The organism is Mycobacterium sp. NGS45, assembly GCF_059812645.1.
This window is the reverse complement of the sequence record NZ_JCALDB010000013.1, coordinates 50947-69399: the sequence shown is the minus strand read 5'-3', so window position 1 is coordinate 69399 and position 18453 is coordinate 50947. Positions and strand designations below refer to the sequence as shown.

The following is an 18453-nucleotide window of genomic DNA, read 5'->3' as shown; positions in this document are numbered from 1 at the left end:
GGCTCCACGTACCGCCACCACGCACCCGCGGAATCAGCCCGCTGAGCCAATCTCGTGATCAGCCCCCGTATCGGGCTCGCGATGAGCATCGAGCCAGCTTCGCCCGGCCTTGGCCGCCCGGGACAACGCCCCGACTTCACCGAAGTACGTCGCGACGGCGCCGATCAGCGGCAGCATCCCCAGGATCCGGAAGATGCGCCGCGGCTGTGGCCGTTTGGCCACCTCGGTTCCGGTCGCCCGCAGGATTCCGGCCACCTGCCACAGCGTCTTGGCCACCGCCACCGGCCGCCACCGGGACGCGGGTTGCTGCGGAGCTGGCACGGGCTCCGGGCTCGGGGTCTGCTCGAACGGTCGCCGGCACAGCACCTCAGACAGCATCCGCACCCGGGCCGCGTCGTCGTCGACGCCGTACTCCCGGGCGATCGCACACAGCACGACGGCCTGATTGGCGAAACCCAGCAGATCCCGCAACGGCAACCGGTTGAGCAGCGCCCCGAACACTCCGGGCGCAGCCACCGGGAGGGTGTTCAGCGCGCCGATGCGCCGGGTCCACCAGCGCACCCGGGCGTCCAGGTCCATCGACTCCCACGAGGCGGTGCCGGGCAGGTCGGCGGTGTTGATCGCCTTGGCCGCGGCATCCAGCGTCCAGTCCAGGGCGCCGTCGTCATCGCCGAGGCGGTGCGTTCGGGCGCGCAGCCCGATCGGGTCGGCCTTGGCGAGCAGGTCCAACAATGGATCGATGACGGCGACCACGCGGGTGAGCGCGGTGGCGACGTCGTCGTCGGACAAATCCGCGTTGGGCAGCAAACTCACGCGGCAAGTATGCCCACTTTTGGCGCGGATGATGCCGGCAAAGCGCGGATATCTCGGCCCCCGACCTGGCCGGATGAGAGAACTCTCATCGCCGTTTCAGCTCCGGCACTCGCGGTCACGGCAGGCTGGCGACCATGTCGGCTGCCTCGGTTCCTGCGCTTGATCTGCTGCTGGGGCCGCAGGCTGCCGAAATCCTGACCGCCGCGTTGGCCGCGTACGGCGCGGAGCTGACCGGCCTGCAGGTGGCGGATGCGCACGTGGCGCCGACCGGCGGGGTCCGGGTCCGCTACGTCGGGCAGGTCCGCCGCGCCGACGGCAGCCAGCGCAGCGAGGTGCTGGTCGCCGCCTCTGGCGATCGCATCGCGATGGGCGCGGCAGTACTCAGCGGCGAAGTGGACGGTCAGGTCGTCGACGTCGGGGTGTGGCGCTGGCCGCAGGATCCGGCGCTGCCCGGTTTGGCGATCGCCAGCCATCCCGGCCGGCTCAGCGAGGTGCTGACCGCCGCCGGCCTGGACGCCCCCACTGCACCGCAGGTGCGGGTGCGCTCCTACCGTCCCGGCCACCGGGCAGTGTTGGAGATCGCATCCGAAGCCGACACATCCGAGCCGCACTGGTTCGTCAAAGTCGTTGCTCCCAAACTAATCACCGGGCTCACGCAGCGCCACGCCCTGCTGGGCGAGCGGCTGCCGGTGCCACCGATCGTGGCTGCGCACGACGCAGGTGTGCTCGTGTTGCCGGTGGCGCGCGGCACGGTGTTGCGACAGTTGGTAGCGCCCGACGCTCCCGACCACACAGCCACCCCGTCGCCGGCCCAGCTGCAACAGGTGTTGGACGCGCTGCCGGCCGAACTGACCGAGTTACCGCCCGGCCGCGGGAATCTGCAGCGGATCGACGACTCGGCACGAGTATTGGAGCTGATCACCCGATGGGCCGGCGACCCTGCGTTGGCTTCCACGGCCGCCGCGGTCGTCGACGAAATCCGCTCGGCGCCAACACCACCGGCCGAACCGGTGGTTCCGGTTCATGGGGACTTCTACGAAGCACAGGTGCTGATCGAGGACGGCCGGATCAGCGGGGTCATCGACGTGGACTCCGCCGGCCCCGGAGAGCGCGCCGACGACTGGGCCAACCTGCTCGGACACCTGTCGGTTCTCGGTCTGCGCAGCCCCCGCGCGCACGCCTACTGTGCCGAGATCCTCTCGCACGCCGAGCAGCACGCCGACCCGCGCGGGTTGCGGGTGCGCGCGGGCAGTAGTGCTGGGCTTGGCCACCGGCCCGTTCCGCGCCCAGCGGGACGACTGGCAGCAACGCACCGCGCAACGCCTGGACCTGGCCCGGCACTGGCTGTCCGAGATGAGAATTCGCTCATCTACGACTCCTGGACCGCTCACCTCGAGCACCGAAAGTGATAAGTGACCACAAAGCTTCAACAACAAGGAGAGCATCATGGAACGTCCGTCCACTTGGAAAGTCGTCACCCTGGGTGTGGCCCTGACCGGTCTCGGGGTCGTCGGCGCGGGTGCCGCCGCGTCCGCACCGGATGCCGCGCCGATGAGCAGCGAATCCGCGTACACCGCAGTGCAAGCCGAGCTCCCCGAGGCCAGCTTCATCGCGATGGACGATGACTGGGACGACACCTACTGGGACGACGACGCCAGCCATCAGTCCGATGACTGGACCGACACCTACTGGGACGACTGACCCGTCCCGGCTACCGCCGTGCGGTGATCCGGGGTCGCTCGTCCAGCGCCCGCACGGTACCTGCGCGCCCTGCTCGGCCGGGCCCAGCAGCCGGGCCTTGCCCGTGACGACGAACTTCGTCCTCTCGGGCATGGTTCCGGCGCGCATTCTGCCAATTCCGTTGTCCCCCTTGTTCTCCTACGGACATCGCCTTTCCAGCTGCGACGAACACCCTCCGCGCCCGGATCAGACGTTAATTTGTTCGTCACATACAGACATTCCCAAGTAACACCGGCGCTCTAACGTCCCGATTCGACACCAGCACAAAGTGTTCGATTCTTCCGCCGCCACCGATGGTGATCGGCCGATGACCGCTGCGAAGAAAAGGGGAAGTTGAGTTCATGGCAGAAACAGAACGTTCCGCATTCGGCAGATCGGCGTTGGCCGCCACCACCCTGGTCACCGCGGCCAGCCTGCTGCTCGCCGGCTGCGGTTCGCGGGCCGGTGACACCGAGACGGCAAGCGCCGAATCTTGCGTGGATACCTCCGGTTCCACGGTCAAGGTGGGTTCGCTGAACTCGCTGTCGGGCACCATGGCGATCTCCGAGATCACCGTGCGGGACGCGATCGAACTCGCGGTCAACGAGATCAACGCCGACGGCGGCGTGCTGGGCAAGCAACTCACCCTGATCGGCGAGGACGGCGCCTCCGAACCGACGGTGTTCGCCGAGAAGGCCGAAAAGCTGATCAGCAGTGACTGCGTGGCCGCGGTCTTCGGCGGCTGGACCTCATCGAGCCGCAAGGCCATGCTGCCGGTCTTCGAGAGCAAGAACTCGCTGCTGTACTACCCGGTGCAGTACGAGGGTCTGGAGTCCAGCAAGAACATCTTCTACACCGGCGCCACCACCAATCAGCAGATCGTGCCGGCGCTGGATTACCTCAAGGAGAAGGGCATCACGTCGCTGTACCTGGTGGGCAGCGACTACGTGTTCCCGCAGACCGCCAACCGGATCATCGAGGCCTACGCCGAAGCCAACGGCATCGAGATCAAGGGTCAGGACCTCACGCCGTTGGGCTCCACCGACTTCTCGACGATCGTCAACAAGGTACGCAGCGCCGACGCCGACGCCGTGTTCAACACCCTCAACGGTGACTCCAACGTCGCCTTCTTCCGCGAGTACAAGAACGCCGGGCTGACCCCGCAGGACATGCCGGTGGTGTCGGTCTCGATCGCCGAGGAGGAGATCGGCGGCATCGGTGTGCAGAACATCGACGGGCAGCTGACCGCGTGGAACTACTACCAGACCGTCGACACCCCGGTGAACGACAAATTCGTCGCGGCCTACAAGAAGGCCTACGGAGCCGACAAGCCGACATCGGATCCGATGGAGGCCGCCTACACCTCGGTGTACCTGTGGAAGAACACCGTGGAGAAGGCCCAGTCCTTCGACGTCTCGGCCATCCAGGAGAACGCCGACGGCGTCAGCTTCGAGGCTCCCGAAGGCACCGTCACCATCGACGGCGACAACCACCACATCACCAAGACCGCTCGCATCGGTGAGATCCGGGAGGACGGCTTGATCTACACCGTGTGGGAATCCGACGGCCCGATCGACCCGGATCCCTACCTGAAGTCCTACCCGTGGGCGGCCGGACTGTCCGGCTGAGCCCGGGCGCCGGCCACGACTCCCGATAACCCATGGACATCTTCATCAGCCAGCTGGCAACGGGATTGAGCCTCGGCTCGATCCTGTTGCTGGCCGCACTGGGACTCGCGCTGACCTTCGGCCAGATGGGCGTCATCAACATGGCGCACGGCGAGTTCATCATGGTCGGCTGCTACACCGCCTACGTGGTGCAACAGCTGGTCTCCAACACCGGTGCCGCACTGTTCGTTTCGCTGCTGGTCGGATTTCTGGTCGGCGGCGCAATGGGCGCACTGCTGGAGGTCACGCTGATCCAAAGGATGTATCACCGACCGCTGGACACCTTGTTGGTCACCTTCGGTGTCGGTCTGATCCTGCAGCAGGTGGCCCGCGACATCTTCGGCGCACCGGCGGTCAACGTCGTTGCCCCGGTGTGGCTTTCCGGCGGCGTCGAGATCTTCGGCGCGGTGGTGCCCAAGACCCGCATCTTCATCCTGGTGCTGGCGTTGGCGTGTGTGGCGGTGCTGGCCGCCGCGCTCAAGGCCAGCCCGATGGGCCGGCGGATCCGCGCCGTGGTGGCCAACCGCGACCTGGCCGAAACCAGCGGCATCTCATCACGCAAAACCGACATCACTACGTTCTTCATCGGGTCCGGGCTGGCCGCGGTGGCCGGTGTGGCGTTGACCTTGATCGGTTCGACAAGTCCGACCATCGGACAGAGCTATCTGATCGACGCGTTCCTGGTGGTCGTGGTCGGCGGCCTGGGCCAGATCAAGGGCACCGTGATCGCGGCGTTCGCATTGGGCTTCCTGAACTCGTTCATCGAGTACAGCAGCACGGCGTCGCTGGCCAAGGTGATCGTCTTCGTGATCATCGTGATCTTCCTGCAGATGCGTCCGCAGGGCCTGTTCACGGTGCGGACAAGGAGTTTGGTATGACGCTGACCCCGACGTCCCCGATCACCCCCGGCCGTTGGGCGCCGTCCCGGATCTGGCCCTGGCTGCGGGAGCGGTGGCGGGTGATCGCCGGATTCGCCGCGGCCGCGGTGCTCTTGTTCGGCATCGCACCGCTGGTGTTGTCCGACTTCCGGCTCAGCCTGCTGGGCAAGTTCCTCTGCTTCGCGATCGTCGCGGTCGGCATCGGATTGGCCTGGGGCCGAGGCGGAATGCTGGTGCTCGGCCAAGGTGTGTTCTTCGGTCTCGGCGCCTACCTGATGGGCATGCACCTGAAGGTCGCCGACGCCGAGCTGCGCGGCCGGTCGGTACCGGACTTCATGGAGATCGCCGGGGTGCGAGAACTACCCGGCTATTGGCAACCGTTCGCCTCACCGGCGTTCACGCTGCTGGCCATCCTGGTGCTCCCCGCCGGCCTGGCCGCGCTACTCGGGTTCGGCGTGTTCAAACGCCGGGTCAAAGGCGCCTACTTCGCGATCCTGTCCCAGGCGCTGGCCGCGGCGATGGCCATCCTGCTGGTCGGGCAGACCACGCTGGGCGGCAGCAACGGGTTGACCCACTTCCGCACCTTCTTCGGCTTCACTCTCAGCGATCCGGTCAACAAGCGGATGGTGTATTTCATCGCCGCCGCAACGCTTCTGGTCGTGGTGGCGATCGTGCGCCAGCTCATGGTAAGCCGCTACGGCGAACTGCTGATCGCGGTGCGCGACGGAGAGGAGCGGGTGCGGTTCCTGGGCTACGACCCCGCCAACGTCAAGGTGGTGGCCTACACCCTGGCCGCGCTGTTCGCCAGCATCGCCGGTGCCCTGTTCGTTCCGATCGTCGGGTTCATCGCGCCGTCGCAGGTAGGCATCCTGCCGTCGATCGCGTTCCTGATCGGTGTGGCGATCGGTGGCCGCACCACGCTGCTGGGACCGGTGCTCGGCGCGATCGGGGTGGCGTGGGCGCAAACCCTGTTTTCCGAACGGTTTCCCTCGGAGTGGATCTACGCCCAAGGCTTGTTGTTCATTCTGGTGGTCGGATTCTTCCCGGCCGGTCTCGCCGGCCTCGGCGCCCTGTTCGTGCGACGACGCCGTCGCGCGCCCCGGGCGACGCCGACGACACCGGCGGACACCGCCGCAGACACCGAAACCGATTCCGACGTCGAGAAAGTGGGCGCAGTGTCGTGACCGAAACCGAACAGACGCTGGAACCGGTGGCCGGCGGCAACGCCGGAATGAGTGCGCAGTACCTGGAGATTCAGGGGCTCACGGTCGACTTCGACGGGTTCAAGGCAGTCAACGGCGTCGACCTGACGCTGTTCCAGGGTGATCTGCGGTTCCTGATCGGACCCAACGGCGCCGGTAAGACCACGGTGATCGACGCCATCACTGGTCTGGTGCCCGCCACCGGTTCGGTGAGCAAGTCCGGTGTCGAACTGTTGGGCAAGAAGGTGCACCAGATCGCCCGACTCGGCGTGGGACGCACCTTTCAGACCGCGAGCGTGTTCGAGCAGCTGACCGTGCTGCAGAACCTCGACATCGCCGCGGGCGCCGGACGATCGGCGTGGTCGCTGTTGCGGCGGCGGCGCGGAATCCTTCCGGAGATCGAAGAAGCACTCGAGATCACCGGGCTGGCGGACCTGGCCGATCAGCCGGCCGGCGTACTGGCCCACGGGCAGAAGCAGTGGCTCGAGATCGGCATGCTGCTGGTGCAGAACGCCGACGTGCTGCTGCTCGACGAGCCGGTGGCCGGGATGAGCCACGAGGAACGTGAGGAGACCGGTAATCTGTTGCGCCGCATCGGTGCTGCCCGCACGGTGGTGGTGGTCGAGCATGACATGGACTTCATGCGGTCGTTCGCCACCTCGGTGACGGTGCTGGCCCGCGGCCAGGTGATCGCCGAGGGTTCGGTGGCTGAGGTACAGGCCAACCCGAAGGTCCAAGAGGTCTATCTGGGTACCGCCGCGGCCGGCATGGAAGGAATCGCCTGATGCTCGAACTGCTCGACGTCCGTACCGGTTACGGCCGCTCCCAAGTGATCCACGGCGCCAGCATCGAGGTGCCGACCACCGGCGTCGCTGCGGTGCTCGGCCACAATGGCGCCGGCAAGACCACGCTGCTGCGGGCTGCCGTCGGGTTGCTCAAATGCAGTTCCGGGACGGTGCGTTTCGACGGCGAGGACATCACCAAGTTGCGGCCCAGCGCCCGGGTGGCCCGCGGGCTGGCCTACGTGCCGCAGGGCCAGCAGTCTTTTGGTCAGCTCACCACGGCCGAGAACCTCCAGGTGGTTGCCGACGGTCGACGCAACGGCAAGGCGCTGATCGATGAACAACTCGACTTGTTCCCGGCGTTGCGGGAACTGCTGAGCCGGCGCGCCGGTTTGCTTTCCGGCGGTCAGCGCCAACAGTTGGCGATCGCGCGGGCATTGATCACCACCCCCAAGATGCTGATCCTGGACGAACCCACCGAAGGCATCCAACCGTCGGTGGTCGCCGAGATCGAAGCCGCGATCACCGCCTTGACCGCCCGCGGCGACCTGGGCGTGCTGCTGGTCGAACAACACATCGGGTTCGCGTTGCAGGCCGCCCAGCGGTACTACATCTTGGCCGCCGGTCGGATCACATCCACCGGCACCGGCGGTGCCAACTCGGCAGCCGACGTGCACGCCGCGATGGCGATCTGAGTCCGGTCCTAGCTGTACCTAGCCGGCCGGGTAGGCCAGCAGTGACCCGCTGATTCCCACCCCGACCCGCTCGCCGGCCGCTGGAAGCTGTTCTGGCGCACCGTGTAACGCGATCTCGGTGCCGTCGCCGAGCACCACGTGCAGCACCGCATGGGCACCGTAGAACCGGCGGTGCCGTACGGTTCCGGCCGGATCTGCCGAGGCGCCGATGCGCAGCTGCTCGGGCCGGGCGACCAGGATGGCCGGCCCGTCGGGCGCTAGGTTGCGCAACGGGTGCGAACCCAGCACGGTGTGCCCGACGCCGTCATGCACGGTGCCGGTCAATTCGACTGTCTCGCCGATGAATCGGGCGACCTGCAGTGTTTCCGGTCGGTCATAGAGCTGGTCCGGCGGACTGTTCTGCGCGACGCTGCCGGCCAGCAGCACCGCCACCGAGTCCGACAGCGAGAGCGCCTCGGACTGATCGTGCGTGACCAGGATCGCTGTCGTTCCGGTCTGCCGCAAGATGGCGGTGATGTCTTCGCGCACCCGGACCCGTAGACCGGCATCCAGCGCGGCGAACGGTTCATCCAACAGCAGCACTCGCGGCCGGGCCGCCAGGGCCCGGGCCAGCGCGACACGCTGCTGCTGGCCGCCAGACAATTCGTGGGGCCGGGCATCGGCCAATCCGGACAGGCCGACGATCTCCAACCATTCATCGATCACCGCTCGGCTATTGGACCGGCCGGCCCGAGACAACCCGAAGCCGACGTTGCCGGCCACGCTCAGATGCGCAAACAGCGCACCTTCCTGGGGCATCAAGCCCACCCGGCGCCGGTGTGCGGGCACCGAGTTGCGCGCCTCGAACATCGATTGCTGCGCTATCCGCACCACGCCGGCATCCGGGTCCTCGAAGCCGGCCAGGATGCGCAGCAGGGTGGTCTTGCCGCAACCCGACGGCCCCAGCACCGTGGTCAGCGTCCCGGCCGGGACCGCCAGGTCCACACCGCGCAGGACCGGCTGTCCGGCAAAGGATTTGACGATACCGGCCAACAGGATGTCGACGGCTCCGGTCATCGGGCACCTCGCACGTCGCGGGTGGTCCACCAACCCAACAATGCCGTCGGGATGGCCGCGAACAGCAAGAGCGCAACCGCGTACGGGGCGGCGGCCGCGTAGTCGCTGACGAAGCTGTGCCCCCACAGCCGGGTGGCCAGCGTCGAGGTGCCGGTGGGATGCAGCAGCAGGGTGACCGGCAGTTCCTTCATGCAGGTCAACAAGACCAGTGCAGCAGCCGCCGCGATCCCGGGACCGGCGGCGCGCGCGGTGATGGTGACGAACGCGCGCAGCGGTGGACGGCCCAGGCTACGCGCGACCTCCTCGGCGCGCACCGGCGTGCTCTCCACCGCTGACCGCACCGAGCCCACCGCCAGCGGGATGAACAGCACCGCATAGGCCAGGATCAACAGCGCCTCATGCTGATAGATCGGGCGCAGCAGCAGCACCCCGACCGACACCATGGCGATGGCCACCACGATCGACGGCAGGCCGTGAGCGATGTAGCTCGCGCTTTCCAACGCGCGGGTGGTCAGCGATCGGTAACGGGCGGCCAGCACCCCGAGGGGCAGCGCCGCCACCGTGCTGACCAGCGCCGCCGCGATCGAGAGCCACACGGTAAACCCCAAGGCGCGCCACCATTCCTGAACGTCCCAGCGCAGCCCACCGGCACTCAGCCAGTCACCGAGGGCGTACAGCGGCAGGACCAGCGCGGCCACCAGTACCGCGACGGCCGGTGCCGCAGCGAGCACCGGCCGGCGCCCCAGCCCGATCGTCGGCGCCGGCCGCGGGGTTCCCGCTCCGACCCGGGCTGCGGCGTGGCCGCGCGCCCAGCGTTCGGCGACCACTAAGACCACGGCGAAGACCAACAACAGCAGCGCCAGTACCGCGGCGCGGGACGGGTTGAAACCGGACCGGTAGGCGCCGTAGATGACGAACGTGAAGGCCTCGTAGCGCATGGCGGCGACCGCGCCGAAATCGCTGAGCGTATACAGCGCCACCAGCAGGGCGCCGGCGGCGATCGCGGCCCGGGCTTGGCGCAACGTGACCCGGAACAGCACCGAGAACCCACCATGACCGAGGCTGCGCGCCACCTCCTCCTGGGCCGGGTCCGCCCGCGTCAGCGCAGCCATGGTCGTCAGCATCACCAACGGGTAACTCACCAAGGTCAGCACCAGGGCCGAACCGAGCAGACCGTCGATCCGCGGGAACACCGAAATCCACAGGAACGCCAACAGATAACTCGGCATCGCCAACGGCAAGGTGAGCAGCACCGCCAACGCCCGGCGGCCGCGCAGGTCCGTGCGGGTCACCAGGACCGCGAACCCCACCCCGAGCAGCACGCAGGCCGCGGTGACGACGACGACCAGCAGCAGTGATCTGCCGATCAAGGTGGCCGTGCGCGGCTGCAACAGTTCGTCGATGACGAAGCCGGCGCCGCGCTGAAAAGCCCGCTCCGCCAGGTAGATCAACGGGACCAGGGTCACCAGCACCACTGCACCGGCTGCCGTCAGCAGCAGCCGCGGTGGGCGCGCACCCGTGGCGGTGGCGGTGAGCACCGGGGTCGCGCTCAGTTGGTCAGCAAGCCAGTGTCGACGAGCAACTGCTGGGTGGCCTCCAGGTCGGCCAGCGCCGACAGGTCGACCGCCGGTGGTTCGAGCTCGGTCAGCGGCGGCATCTCACTGCCCGGCTGCACCCCTTCGATCAACGGGTATTCCGAGGTTTCGGCGGCGAAGTACTTCTGTGCGGATTCACTGACCAGATAAGCGGCCAGGCGTTGAGCGGCTTCCGGGTGCGGCGCCGATGCAAGCACACCGACACCCGCCACGTTCACCAAACCGCCCGGGTCACCCGGCGCCATGAACTGGTTGCGGGCCACCACGGCGTCCGGGCCCTTGCTCGAGATCAATTCGTACAAGTAGTAGTGGTTGACCAGCCCGAGCGCGATCTGCCCGGAGTTCACCGCGTCTCGCACCGCACCGTTGCCCTCATACGGGACGGGGTCCTGCGCCTTGAATGCGCGCAGCCACTCTTCGGCGGCCTGATCGCCTCGGTTCACCCGCAATCCGGTGACGAAGGACTGCCAGGACGCATTGCTCGGCGCGAACCCGATCTTGCCCTTCCATTCCGGAGCCAACAGCCCGTCGATGGTGTTGGGCGGGTTGGGCGCCAGTTCCGGGTTGTAGACCACCACCCGAGCCCGACCCGATACCCCCACCCAGGTGCCGTCGGCCGCCGAGTACTGCGCGGGCACAGCGGCCAGGGTCTGCGCATCGATCGGCGCGAACAAACCCTCCTGCGACACCGCACCCAGGGCACCGGCGTCCTGGGACAGGAAGACATCGGCCGGGGACTTGTCCCCCTCGGTGATCAGCTGAGCAGCCAGCTCCCCGGATCCGGCGTACCGCGCCTCGACCGCGATACCGGTGTCGGCGGTGAACTGCTCGAACAGCGGGGCCACCAGTTCCTCGGAACGGCCGGCGTAGACCACCACCTTGTCCTCGGCCTGCGCTCCGGGTTCGGTATCGGAGTCCGATCCGCACGATGTGAGCGTCAGAGCCAGCGACAAGCCGCCCACCGCCGCAAGCAATTTCGACATCGATGACCGCATACGCTCCCCTACCCTGCACGATTTGATGATTGCGCGTCACCCTATCACCGAATGAGGTTAGCCTTACTAGCTTTTCGGAGCTTGGCGGCGGCGCTTGGTGGCGGCGGGCGGCGGTGAACTATCCCTGTTTGACCGCTTCGATTTCGAGCGTGATCGTCACCTTGTCGCCGATCACGGCACCGCCGGTTTCCAGCGGCATGTGCATGTCGATGCCAAAGTCCTTGCGGTTCAACACCGTAGTGGCTTCAAAGCCGGCGATCTCACCTTGGCCGTTGCCGGGGTTGATCCCGTTGAACTCCAGATTCAGGTTGACCGGCTTGGTGATGCCGCGCAGCGTGAACTCACCGTGCAACAGGTAGTCCTCGCCCTTGGTCTCCAGACCGGTGGAGCGGAAGGACGCGGTCGGGTACTGGGCTGCGTCGAAGAAGTCGGCCGAGCGCAGGTGTTCGTCGCGCTGCTGGTTGCGGGTGTCGATGGAGGTGACGTCGATGTCAGCGGCCACCGACGGGGTGCCGTCGACGGCAACGGTGATGGCACCGGAGAAGTTGCCGAAGCTGCCGCGGACCTTGCTGACCATCATGTGCCGGACCGAAAAGTGGACCGACGAGTGGGCTTCATCGATGGCCCAGGTGCCGGTACTCAACGGGGTGGTGGTCACTGCAGCAGTCATAGTTGTCTCCTCGAAGTCATGGGCAACGGGCTTTCCGCGGCCTCACCAAGGACCAACCGGACCACAGTCCGGTTTATTCCGAGTCGACGACACTATGCGGTGAGCAGGCTTCTAAACCGGCCGTTCGCCCGTGTGGACACGGCACAAACGCGAAACTCGTCTGCATGACCTTCTCGAGAGATTCGGAGACCGAGCACCCAGCGCTACCCACCGGGTTCTTCCCCAGACGAATGGCGCTGGGCGGGTTGGCCGCGCTGGGCGTCGGCACATTGGGATTGGCAGCTTGTACCAACAACGAGAGCGGCAGTTCGTCGAATGGCGGCGCACTGACGACAGACAACAAGACAAAGCCGGCCACCGACGCGACGAAAGCCGCCAACCAGAAGGTGCTCGATTCGTTGCCGTTCAACGATCGAAGCGACTTCGACGACGCGAAGCGCGGATTGTTGGCGCGCCCGGCCACATTGACGATCAGGGACGCCAACGGCAACGTCGTCTGGGATCTCGAGGAATACAAGACCTACATCGCCGACGGTAAATCTGCACCCGATACCGTCAATCCGAGCCTGTGGCGCAACGCCCAGCTGTGTATGGAATACGGCCTGTTCGAGGTTGTCCCCGACAAGGTCTACCAGGTGCGTGGCTATGACCTGTCGAACATCACCTTCATCAAGGGCGACACCGGGTGGATCGTCTACGACACCCTGATCTCGCCGGAAACCGCACGGGCCGCATTGGATCTGGCGAATGAGAAACTCGGACCCAGACCCATCGTCGCGGTCTTGCACAGCCACTCCCACGTCGACCATTACGGCGGCGTCCGCGGCATCATCAACCAGCAGGACGTGGACTCCGGCAAAGTCAAAGTCGTAGCACCGCACGCTTTCGTCGAAGACTCAGTGAGTGAGAATGTCATCGCCGGCAACGCGATGGGGCGGCGCGCGGTCTACATGTACGGAGCGCTGCTGCCACGGAACCCCCAGGGCGGTGTGAATGGTGGCCTGGGGATGACGGTGTCGACGGGACTGCCGACGCTGATCATCCCGACCGACCTGGTGACCGCGACCGGCCAGAAGATGACCATCGACGGCGTAGACATGGAGTTCCAGTTCACGCCGGGTACCGAAGCTCCTACCGAGATGAACACGTACTTTCCGCAGTTCAAAGCAATGTGGATGGCCGAGAACACCACCAATACGATGCACAACCTGCTCACACTTCGCGGCGCGCAGGTGCGTGACGCCCTCAAGTGGGCGCAGTTTCTGGACGAGACGATCCGTGTTTATGGACCGAATACCGAAGTCAAGTTCCAGAGCCACCACTGGCCGATGTGGGGCACCACGAAGATCATCGATTACTGGAAGAAACAGCGTGACATGTACAAGTACATGCACGACCAGTCAGTGCGGATGATGAACAACGGCATGATCGGCTCAGAGATCGCCGAGGAGATCCAACTACCGCCGGAACTCAACGGTTTCTGGCCGGACCGCGGTTACTACGGGACGCTCAAACACAATTCGCGCGCCGTGTATCAGCGCTACATGGGCTGGTACGACGGCAATCCGTCAGATCTCGACGACCTTCCGCCCGAGGCGGCGGCCAAGAAATACGTCGACTACATGGGTGGCGAGGAAGCCATCCTGAAAAAGGCCAAGAGCGACTTCGACAACGGCGATTACCGCTGGGCTGCCATGGTGCTCAAGCACGTGGTATTCGCCAACCCGGACAGTGTCGACGGTAAGAACCTCCTTGCCGACAGCTACGAACAGATGGGGTATCAGGCCGAGTCCGGGCCGTGGCGCTCGGTGTACCTGCAAGGTGCCTACGAACTGCGCAATGGTGTGCCCACGGCAGGCGGCACCGACACGGCAAGTCCCGACACCATCAGGGCCATGCCGCCGGAGATGCTGTTCGACTACCTCGGCGTGCGACTCAACGGCCCGAAAGCCGCCGGCAAGAACATCAATCTCAACGTCAAGTTCACCGACCTGGACAAGGAATACGGATTGACCGTCGAGAATGCTGTGCTGCATTACTCGCCGCAAACCATTCCGGACGCCGACGCCAGCATCACCCTGAGCAAGGCAACGCTGGACGACATTCAGCTGGGCAATCTCACCTTGGACGACGCCCGCAACCAGAACAAGATGACCATCGACGGGCAGGAGCAATCCTTCAACGACTTCATCGGCCTGCTGGACGAGTTCCCGTTCTGGTTCAACATCGTCACGCCATAGCCGTCGTTTGAGTCTCGGCCTTCGGGGTAACCGCCGGACATGGCCGAACAGCAATTGGACGGCAGCGATCACAAGCTGCTGCAAGAACTGCTGGCCGTCTACGGCCCCGCCGGGCAAGAGGACGCCGTGCGCGAGATCTGCCGCCGGGAGATCGAAGGCGTGGCGGATCGGACCTGGGTCGACGCGGCTGGCAACCTGATCGGTGTGCTCGACGGCGGCGACGGCCCGGTCACCGCCGTGATGGCCCACCTGGATGAGTTGTCGATGATGGTCAAGCGGATCGAGTCTGACGGCACCCTGCACGTCACACCGCTGGGCACCATGTATCCGGGCAACTTCGGGTTGGGCCCGGTCGCCGTGCTGGGGAACCACGAAACCTTTTGCGGCGTGCTGGCTTTGGGCTCAGAGCACAGCACTCAGGAAAGCCCGCGGATCTGGGCCACCAAACCCGACCAGGGCGACAAGGCACTGGACTGGCCCGACGTCTACGTCTTCACCGGACGCACCCCGGATGAGCTGAAGGCCGCCGGAGTACGACCGGGGACCCGGATCTGCATCGACGCCAGCAAACGCGACCTGGTGGCAGTCGGCAACTACCTGGGCAGTTACTTCATGGATGACCGCGCGCCCATCACGGCCGTGTTGCAGGCCGCGCGCGAACTACGGCGCGACGGCACCCCACCGGCCGGCGACGTGTACTTCGTCTTCACCGCCAGCGAGGAGATCGGCGGGGTGGGCAGCGCCTACGCCAGCCGGACCCTGCCGTTGGATCTGGCCATCGCCGTCGAGGTGGGTCCCACCGAAGCCGAGTACCACACCACGGTCAGCGGCGGCCCGATCGTCGGCTACAGCGACGCCATCTGCGTCTACGACAAGGACGTCGCCGACCGGCTGATGGAGGTCGGCACCGAACTGGGCTACCAGCCGCAAGCCGCTGCGCTGGGCGCGTTCGAATCCGACGCCTCGCACGCCAAGGCCAACGGGTTGACCCCGCGGGCCGGCCTGCTGTGCCTACCGACGCTGAGCACGCACGGCTACGAAGTGATCGCCAACGACGCCATCCCGGCCATGGCGAACGTGCTCAGCACATTCCTGCGCCACCCCACCACCGAGTCGAGAGAGCACCCATGAGAGCCGTGACCTGGCAAGGCAAACGCGACGTCCGTGTCGAGACGGTGCCCGACCCCAGAATCGAGGCACCCACCGACGCGATCATCGAGGTCACCTCGACCAATGTGTGCGGTTCGGATCTGCATCTCTACGAAGTACTGGGAGCGTTCATGAATCCGGGCGACATCCTGGGCCACGAACCGATGGGCGTGGTGCGTGAAGTCGGTGCCGAGGTGCCCAACCTGGCCCCCGGTGACCGGGTGGTCATTCCGTTTCAGATCTCGTGCGGCAGTTGCTTCATGTGCGACCGCCAGCTGTACACCCAATGCGAAACCACCCAGGTCCGTGACCAGGGCATGGGAGCCGCGCTGTTCGGCTACTCGGAGCTCTACGGGTCGGTCCCGGGCGGGCAGGCCGAATACCTGCGGGTCCCGCACGCGAACTTCACGCCGATCAAGGTGCCCGACGGCCCACCCGACGCGCGCTTCTGCTATCTGTCCGACGTGCTGCCCACGGCCTGGCAGGCCGTCGCCTACGCCGATATTCCCGACGGTGGCTCGGTCACCGTGTTGGGGTTGGGACCGATCGGCAGCATGGCCGCCCGGATCGCCGCGCACCTGGGCTATCGGGTGATCGGCGTGGACCTGGTGCCCGACCGGTTGAACCGCGTGGCGGCCCGGGGCATCGAAGTCCTCGACCTGAATCTGCTGCAGGCACCGGTCGGCGACGTCATCCGGGCCCTGACCGACGGTCGCGGCACCGATTCGGTGATCGACGCCGTCGGGATGGAGGCGCACGGTTCCCCGGTGGCCAAGGCGGTGCAGCAGGCCACCGGCCTGCTCCCCGACGCGGTGGCCAAACCGATGATGCAAAAAGCCGGCATCGACCGGCTCGACGCGTTGCGCTCGGCGATCGACATCGTGCGCCGCGGCGGCACCATCTCGCTGATCGGCGTGTACGGCGGCACCGCCGATCCACTGCCCATGCTCACCCTGTTCGACAAGCAGATTTCCCTGCGGATGGGCCAGGCCAACGTCAAGAAATGGGTCGACGACATCATGCCGCTGCTGACCGACGACGACCCGCTGGGGGTCGACGACTTCGCCAGCCACGAGTTGCCGCTGGACGATGCCCCGCGTGCCTACGAACTGTTCCAACAGAAGCGCGACGGCGCATTCAAGATGGTCCTGAAGCCTTGAGACTTGGCGGTCCGGACAAGTCCAGCTAATATCACGGTCGTGTAACGGTGGGTCAGGTGGTGTAGCCCTGCGGAATGCGGCGCGCACCCCGGTACGAATCGTAGGGTGCGCGACGTGGGAAGACATCGGCTCGTTCGGCAGCGGAGGCTGCCATCACCGGCCCTGACCGTGCTCGTCGCCCCGGCCGCACTGCTGTTCGCGCTGGGCGCCGACATGCACCCCACGGCCTCCAGCAAACCCGTCGACGTCGCTGCCGCGGCCGCTCCGGTCGTCGACAGCTGCTGCGCCGAAGTGGTCGCCTCGCCCCAGCAGCTGCAGCCGGTCCGCACCGTCGTCCTCGACGGACCCAATTCCCCGGCCTTCCAAGAACTCTCGGCCTCGCGTGCGCTGCGGGTGGTGCACAACCAACAACTGTTGTCGGCCGGCGTCGCCCCCGAGACCGGCCTGCAGGTCAAGACCATCCTGGCCGCGCGCAGCATCAGCGCGGTGTTCCCCGAGATCCAAAGCATCGGCGGGGTCCGGCCGGACGCGCTGCGCTGGCATCCCAACGGGCTGGCGTTGGACGTGATGATCCCGAATTACTCCAGCGCCGAGGGCATCGCGCTGGGCAATCAGATCGTCAACTACGTGATGCAGAACGCCGAGCGGTTCGCGATCCAGGACGCCATCTGGCGCGGCGTCTACTACACGCCCGGCGGGGGTGCGCAGAGCGGCGGCTACGGCCATTACGACCACGTGCACGTCACCACCAAGGGTGGTGGCTACCCCAGCGGGTCCGAACTGTACTTCCGCTGAGCGGCGCCTGCGGGCTCAGCCCTGGAAGACCCGAATCCAGTCGATCAGCATCTCGGCCGGGTAGCTGCCACCGGCCGGTTCACGCCCACCGGATCCGCCCACCGCGATGTTGAACACCGGCACCATGGTGTAGCCCGGATCGTTGAACGGCCAGTCCTCCAGGGAGTGCGCCGGAACCTCGAAGAACGGTTCCATGCCCGGCTCGTAGTCCTTCCAGAAGTACATGCCGGCCGGGGTCCAGGTCATCCGCCACCGGTGCCAGGCACTGTCGATGGGATGCGGGTGGGTGGCGAAGGAATAGCCGTCCAGGCGCGCGTGCACGGTGGTGCCCGACGGCCAGTCCCGGTTGCCGTACCACTCCACCAGGTCGACCTCGCCGCCCCGGACCGGGTCGTCGTTGAGCACCCAGACCGCCGGCCAGGCGCCGTCGGTCAGGCAGTTCAGCTTGACCCGGGCTTCCCAGGTGGTCCCGATGCCGCCGCGCCACAGACCGACGATCTTCGCGCTGGCGTACTTCTCTTGAATGGTCTCGCCCGGCCCGCGGGTCGCGCGGATCACCAGATTGCCGTTGCCGTCGTGGAAGACGTGCTCCTGATCGGTGACGTAGCGGCCCATGTTGAACGGCTTGTCCCACTCATGCGGGTTCTTGATGGTCTCCCGGGCCGGCACGATGTGCCAGCGCGAGGGGTCCGGCGGCGAGCCGGCCGGGCCGTTGAACTCGTCCTGGAAGATGAACGCCGGGCCGGCGTCGGCCGGTGCCCCCGGCCCGGGTTCTGGTCCGGCATCCCCGGCGATGGGATCCGCATTGGCGATCCCGGCGGGCAGCGTGGCCGCTGCCATTCCCAGTCCCATCATGAGCACGGCGCTGCGACGATCCATCTCTGGCACAGCAGAACCATAACCGAATGGCCGCCCGTGCACAGGAAGCCGGTCAGCCCCGCCGTGTCAGCGCCGCAGTCCAGCGAACTGATCGCCGAGGGCCCTGTGGGTCTCGTTCGGTCCAGCATTCGACTACCTCACCTGCACACGGGTACGGT

17 protein-coding genes are annotated in these 18453 nt (G+C 66.4%); 11 read left to right on the top strand and 6 right to left on the bottom strand.

Annotated elements, in window-relative coordinates:
- Positions 1 to 33: 33 nt before the first annotated feature.
- Complete coding sequence (locus AC5Y3P_RS13825) at positions 34 to 813, bottom strand: hypothetical protein (protein ID WP_500046473.1); 780 nt, start codon at positions 811 to 813, stop codon at positions 34 to 36.
- A 134-nt stretch (positions 814 to 947) separates the two neighbouring features.
- Here AC5Y3P_RS13825 and AC5Y3P_RS13820 point away from each other — a divergent pair, with 134 nt between their 5' ends.
- The 7 genes from AC5Y3P_RS13820 (at position 948) to urtE (ending at position 7756) form a co-directional block, all read left to right on the top strand.
- Positions 948 to 2222: a phosphotransferase family protein gene (locus AC5Y3P_RS13820; RefSeq protein ID WP_500046472.1), complete on the top strand. Its 1275-nt coding sequence runs from the start codon at positions 948 to 950 to the stop codon at positions 2220 to 2222.
- Positions 2223 to 2259: 37 nt separating this feature from the next.
- Positions 2260 to 2514 (top strand): hypothetical protein, encoded by a 255-nt coding sequence (locus tag AC5Y3P_RS13815; RefSeq protein WP_500046471.1) that lies wholly within the window; start codon positions 2260 to 2262, stop codon positions 2512 to 2514.
- A gap of 380 nt (positions 2515 to 2894) precedes the next feature.
- Positions 2895 to 4160: an urea ABC transporter substrate-binding protein gene (urtA, locus tag AC5Y3P_RS13810; RefSeq protein WP_500046470.1), complete on the top strand. Its 1266-nt coding sequence runs from the start codon at positions 2895 to 2897 to the stop codon at positions 4158 to 4160.
- Positions 4161 to 4192: 32 nt separating this feature from the next.
- A complete protein-coding gene (urtB, locus tag AC5Y3P_RS13805) occupies positions 4193 to 5077 on the top strand; it encodes an urea ABC transporter permease subunit UrtB (RefSeq protein ID WP_500046469.1) in 885 nt (294 codons plus the stop codon).
- A complete protein-coding gene (gene urtC / locus AC5Y3P_RS13800; RefSeq protein ID WP_500046468.1) occupies positions 5074 to 6261 on the top strand; it encodes an urea ABC transporter permease subunit UrtC in 1188 nt (395 codons plus the stop codon). Before urtB ends, urtC begins: the two co-directional genes overlap by 4 nt.
- A gap of 47 nt (positions 6262 to 6308) precedes the next feature.
- Positions 6309 to 7064, top strand: a complete 756-nt coding sequence (urtD, locus tag AC5Y3P_RS13795; protein WP_500046530.1) for an urea ABC transporter ATP-binding protein UrtD — start codon at positions 6309 to 6311, stop codon at positions 7062 to 7064.
- Complete coding sequence (gene urtE / locus AC5Y3P_RS13790; RefSeq protein WP_500046467.1) at positions 7064 to 7756, top strand: urea ABC transporter ATP-binding subunit UrtE; 693 nt, start codon at positions 7064 to 7066, stop codon at positions 7754 to 7756. The genes urtD and urtE overlap by 1 nt, the downstream gene beginning before the upstream one ends.
- An 18-nt stretch (positions 7757 to 7774) precedes the next feature.
- Here urtE and AC5Y3P_RS13785 read toward each other — a convergent pair whose 3' ends face one another.
- The 4 genes from AC5Y3P_RS13785 to AC5Y3P_RS13770 all read right to left on the bottom strand — a co-directional run bounded on the left by AC5Y3P_RS13785 (position 7775) and on the right by AC5Y3P_RS13770 (position 12072).
- Positions 7775 to 8812 carry an ABC transporter ATP-binding protein gene (locus AC5Y3P_RS13785; RefSeq protein ID WP_500046466.1) on the bottom strand — a complete coding sequence of 346 codons (1038 nt, stop codon included), beginning with the start codon at positions 8810 to 8812 and terminating at the stop codon, positions 7775 to 7777.
- Positions 8809 to 10350 (bottom strand): ABC transporter permease, encoded by a 1542-nt coding sequence (locus AC5Y3P_RS13780; RefSeq protein WP_500046465.1) that lies wholly within the window; start codon positions 10348 to 10350, stop codon positions 8809 to 8811. The genes AC5Y3P_RS13785 and AC5Y3P_RS13780 overlap by 4 nt, the downstream gene beginning before the upstream one ends.
- Before the next feature lie 11 nt (positions 10351 to 10361).
- A complete protein-coding gene (locus AC5Y3P_RS13775; RefSeq protein ID WP_500046464.1) occupies positions 10362 to 11390 on the bottom strand; it encodes an iron ABC transporter substrate-binding protein in 1029 nt (342 codons plus the stop codon).
- A gap of 130 nt (positions 11391 to 11520) precedes the next feature.
- On the bottom strand, positions 11521 to 12072 hold the full coding sequence (locus AC5Y3P_RS13770; RefSeq protein WP_500046463.1) for a YceI family protein: 552 nt from the start codon (positions 12070 to 12072) through the stop codon (positions 11521 to 11523).
- A gap of 164 nt (positions 12073 to 12236) precedes the next feature.
- Between AC5Y3P_RS13770 and AC5Y3P_RS13765 the strand changes: the two genes are divergently transcribed.
- The 4 genes from AC5Y3P_RS13765 to AC5Y3P_RS13750 all read left to right on the top strand — a co-directional run bounded on the left by AC5Y3P_RS13765 (position 12237) and on the right by AC5Y3P_RS13750 (position 17416).
- Positions 12237 to 14312, top strand: a complete 2076-nt coding sequence (locus AC5Y3P_RS13765) for an alkyl/aryl-sulfatase (RefSeq protein WP_500046462.1) — start codon at positions 12237 to 12239, stop codon at positions 14310 to 14312.
- A 39-nt stretch (positions 14313 to 14351) separates the two neighbouring features.
- The gene (locus AC5Y3P_RS13760) at positions 14352 to 15443 is read left to right on the top strand and encodes a M42 family metallopeptidase (protein WP_500046461.1); all 1092 of its coding nucleotides are present in this window, start codon (positions 14352 to 14354) and stop codon (positions 15441 to 15443) included.
- Positions 15440 to 16621, top strand: coding sequence for a zinc-dependent alcohol dehydrogenase (locus AC5Y3P_RS13755; RefSeq protein WP_500046460.1), 1182 nt, complete (start codon positions 15440 to 15442; stop codon positions 16619 to 16621). The genes AC5Y3P_RS13760 and AC5Y3P_RS13755 overlap by 4 nt, the downstream gene beginning before the upstream one ends.
- Before the next feature lie 114 nt (positions 16622 to 16735).
- Positions 16736 to 17416 carry a VldE C-terminal domain-containing protein gene (locus AC5Y3P_RS13750; RefSeq protein ID WP_500046459.1) on the top strand — a complete coding sequence of 227 codons (681 nt, stop codon included), beginning with the start codon at positions 16736 to 16738 and terminating at the stop codon, positions 17414 to 17416.
- A gap of 15 nt (positions 17417 to 17431) precedes the next feature.
- On the opposite strand, the gene AC5Y3P_RS13745 is transcribed toward AC5Y3P_RS13750, so the two are convergent.
- A complete protein-coding gene (locus tag AC5Y3P_RS13745) occupies positions 17432 to 18295 on the bottom strand; it encodes a glycoside hydrolase family 16 protein (protein WP_500046529.1) in 864 nt (287 codons plus the stop codon).
- Positions 18296 to 18453 lie beyond the last annotated feature (158 nt).

What these genes read in the sequence shown, in the direction of transcription:
- AC5Y3P_RS13820 (WP_500046472.1), top strand. Translation starts at nt 948, where the DNA reads ATGTCGGCTGCCTCGGTTCCTGCGCTTGATCTGCTGCTGGGGCCGCAG.
- AC5Y3P_RS13815 (WP_500046471.1), top strand. Translation starts at nt 2,260, where the DNA reads ATGGAACGTCCGTCCACTTGGAAAGTCGTCACCCTGGGTGTGGCCCTG.
- urtA (WP_500046470.1), top strand. Translation starts at nt 2,895, where the DNA reads ATGGCAGAAACAGAACGTTCCGCATTCGGCAGATCGGCGTTGGCCGCC.
- urtB (WP_500046469.1), top strand. Translation starts at nt 4,193, where the DNA reads ATGGACATCTTCATCAGCCAGCTGGCAACGGGATTGAGCCTCGGCTCG.
- urtC (WP_500046468.1), top strand. Translation starts at nt 5,074, where the DNA reads ATGACGCTGACCCCGACGTCCCCGATCACCCCCGGCCGTTGGGCGCCG.
- urtD (WP_500046530.1), top strand. Translation starts at nt 6,309, where the DNA reads ATGAGTGCGCAGTACCTGGAGATTCAGGGGCTCACGGTCGACTTCGAC.
- urtE (WP_500046467.1), top strand. Translation starts at nt 7,064, where the DNA reads ATGCTCGAACTGCTCGACGTCCGTACCGGTTACGGCCGCTCCCAAGTG.
- AC5Y3P_RS13785 (WP_500046466.1), bottom strand. Translation starts at nt 8,812, where the DNA reads ATGACCGGAGCCGTCGACATCCTGTTGGCCGGTATCGTCAAATCCTTT.
- AC5Y3P_RS13775 (WP_500046464.1), bottom strand. Translation starts at nt 11,390, where the DNA reads ATGTCGAAATTGCTTGCGGCGGTGGGCGGCTTGTCGCTGGCTCTGACG.
- AC5Y3P_RS13770 (WP_500046463.1), bottom strand. Translation starts at nt 12,072, where the DNA reads ATGACTGCTGCAGTGACCACCACCCCGTTGAGTACCGGCACCTGGGCC.
- AC5Y3P_RS13765 (WP_500046462.1), top strand. Translation starts at nt 12,237, where the DNA reads ATGACCTTCTCGAGAGATTCGGAGACCGAGCACCCAGCGCTACCCACC.
- AC5Y3P_RS13760 (WP_500046461.1), top strand. Translation starts at nt 14,352, where the DNA reads ATGGCCGAACAGCAATTGGACGGCAGCGATCACAAGCTGCTGCAAGAA.
- AC5Y3P_RS13755 (WP_500046460.1), top strand. Translation starts at nt 15,440, where the DNA reads ATGAGAGCCGTGACCTGGCAAGGCAAACGCGACGTCCGTGTCGAGACG.
- AC5Y3P_RS13745 (WP_500046529.1), bottom strand. Translation starts at nt 18,295, where the DNA reads ATGGATCGTCGCAGCGCCGTGCTCATGATGGGACTGGGAATGGCAGCG.